The organism is Alloyangia mangrovi, from assembly GCF_002300555.2.
Taxonomy (GTDB): domain Bacteria; phylum Pseudomonadota; class Alphaproteobacteria; order Rhodobacterales; family Rhodobacteraceae; genus Salipiger; species Salipiger mangrovi.
This window is the reverse complement of the sequence record NZ_NTHN02000128.1, coordinates 1-1759: the sequence shown is the minus strand read 5'-3', so window position 1 is coordinate 1759 and position 1759 is coordinate 1. Positions and strand designations below refer to the sequence as shown.

Annotated in this window: 1 protein-coding gene; it reads right to left on the bottom strand. The window is 66.8% G+C overall.

The genetic code is table 11. The features are described from left to right. Nucleotides 1–506: 506 nt before the first annotated feature. Nucleotides 507–1646 (bottom strand): rod shape-determining protein RodA, encoded by a 1140-nt coding sequence (gene rodA, locus CLG85_RS27035; protein WP_095880407.1) that lies wholly within the window; start codon nucleotides 1644–1646, stop codon nucleotides 507–509. Between the last annotated feature and the right edge of the window lie 113 nt (nucleotides 1647–1759).

The following is a 1759-nucleotide window of genomic DNA, read 5'->3' as shown; positions in this document are numbered from 1 at the left end:
CCGGCTAGCATGCTGGATTCACGAGATGAATCCCCTAGATTTGCGCAACAACGCCGTGCTTTGGCGCCAGCCCGCGAGCCATGGAAGCCGGACCCGCCCGGGGCCCGGGCAGGCAACGAAAGGCTGCGTGCGCCCGATAGCAAACGCGTTCGACGAGATGGGTCGGTCAGGAAATCAGAAAGGGAGCGGGAATGCGGCGACCCCAAGGGAGGAGGAGGGGGGCCGCCGCTGAAATGCGGGGCTCAGGGAGGAGGAGAGAGCCCAGCAAATTCCGCCAGCACGTCGCCGTGCTGTGCTAACCAGATAGGAATTGCCGCGCCGCAGCGCAAGCTTCCCTTGCGCAAATCAGGCCTGCGTAAGATGCATGGCATATTCGACGCCGAGATTTCATGCATGAGCGCCGCTTTGGCGGCTCGGGCCACGGCTTGCGTCCAGATTTTCAGGCCGGAGCCCGGACGCCTGTGGCGGGAACCGGGCACCGTGGCCGCATTGGTAGCACCGACCGCTCAGCGCGGGCGATGCACATGGGCGCATTGGATGAAGCCGAAGGCGACCATCAGCGCGATCATCGCCGAGCCGCCGTAGCTGACCAGCGGCAGCGGCACCCCGACCACCGGCAGCATCCCCATGACCATGCCCATGTTGATGAAGAAGTAGAGAAAGAAGGTCGTGACCATGCCGAGCGCCAGCAGCGAGCCGAAGCGGTCGGCGGTGCGCAGACCCGTCGCCGTGCCGAAGACCAGGGTCAGCATGTAGAGGCCGAGCAGGCTTGCGGTGCCGAGAAAGCCGAGTTCCTCGCCGATCGCGGTGAGGATGAAGTCGGTGTGCTTCTCGGGCAGGAAGTTGAGCCGGGTCTGCGTGCCCTGCATGTAGCCGCGCCCGGACCAGCCGCCCGAGCCGAGCGCGATCTTGGCCTGTGCGATGTTGTAGCCGGCGCCGAGCGGATCGCTCGTGGGGTCGAGGAAGGTGTCGATGCGCCGGTACTGGTAATCCTTCAAGAGCTGCCAAGGCGTGCCGCGGCTCTCCATCACCAGCGCCACCAGCCCGCCGATGCCGCCGAGGATCGTCGCGAAATAGAGCCAGTGGACCCCGGCGAGGAACATCACCGCGCCGCCGCCCGCGACCACCAGCAACGCGGTGCCGAGGTCGGGCTGATCGAGGATCAGCGCGGCGGGCAGCAGGATCAGCGCCACCGGGATCGCCAGCCACAGCGGGTGCGACACGCGCGAGACCGGCAGCCAGTCGTAATAGGCGGCGAGCACCATGACGATGGCGATCTTCATCGGCTCCGAGGGCTGCAGGCGGATCACGCCGAGATCCACCCAGCGCTGCGCCCCGCCGCCGGCAAAGCCGATTAGATCGACCAGCACCAGGAGCAGCAGGACCCCGAGGTAGAAGAGGAACGAGACGCTCTGCCAGACCCAGATCGGGGTCATGGCGACGGCCAGCATGACGCAGAGCCCGAGCCCGAAGCGCTTCACCTGGGACGCCATCCACGGCTCCGCCGAGCCGCCGGCGAGCGAAAAGAGCGTGAGAAAGCCGACGCAGGCGATGGCGGTCAGCAGGAGGACCAGAGGCCAGTTGAGATGAAGAAGTTTGCGAAGCCCCCTGGGCTCCGCCCTCTGGGTGCTGATGAGGTAGGTCATGGCCGATCTGCTCCGGACAAGGGTTTGGGCCCGCCCGATCTTGCGGGCGGGTCGGCGAGCCATGGATCAGCCGTGTGTTGCGGCCAGCGCCGCCTCGCGCTCCTCGCGGCTGC

Coding starts and splice junctions, on each gene's coding strand:
- rodA (WP_095880407.1), bottom strand. CDS start 1,646: ATGACCTACCTCATCAGCACCCAGAGGGCGGAGCCCAGGGGGCTTCGC.